The sequence below is a fragment of the Actinacidiphila polyblastidii genome, assembly GCF_036353415.1.
Classification (GTDB): domain Bacteria; phylum Actinomycetota; class Actinomycetes; order Streptomycetales; family Streptomycetaceae; genus Actinacidiphila; species Actinacidiphila polyblastidii.
In genome coordinates this window covers 1-406 of sequence record NZ_JAZEWV010000096.1, presented here as the reverse complement: position 1 = coordinate 406, position 406 = coordinate 1, and the positions used below count along the sequence as shown (strand labels likewise).

Below are 406 nucleotides of genomic sequence, written 5' to 3'. Positions count from 1 at the left end.
CACGGCGACCACCGCCACACCCACGGATGGCTCGGCCGCCACCGCCACAGCCACGCCCCCCGCTCACGCCGCGGCAGGGGCGGCCTGATCGGCATCGGCATCGCCGGCGGCCTGGTCCCCAGCCCCTCCGCCCTCGTGGTGCTACTCGGCTCCATCGCCCTGGGACGCACCGGCTTCGGCATCCTGCTCGTCGTCTGCTACGGCCTCGGCATGGCCGCCACACTCGCCGCCGCCGGACTCCTCCTGCTCCACCTGCGCGACAAGATCCCCACCCCCCACGCAAGCCGCTGGCACACCCTCACAGACTGGGGCACCCGACTCACCCCCCTGGCCACCGCCACCCTCATCCTCGCCGTGGGCCTCGGCACCGCCCTGCAAGCCCTACCGACCTGACACCACCCCAACC

At 73.9% G+C, this 406-nt stretch carries 1 pseudogene; it reads left to right on the top strand.

The window, feature by feature from the left end:
- Nucleotides 1-393 (top strand): annotated as a pseudogene (locus V2S66_RS34385) (nickel transporter); the annotation flags it as partial.
- Nucleotides 394-406 lie beyond the last annotated feature (13 nt).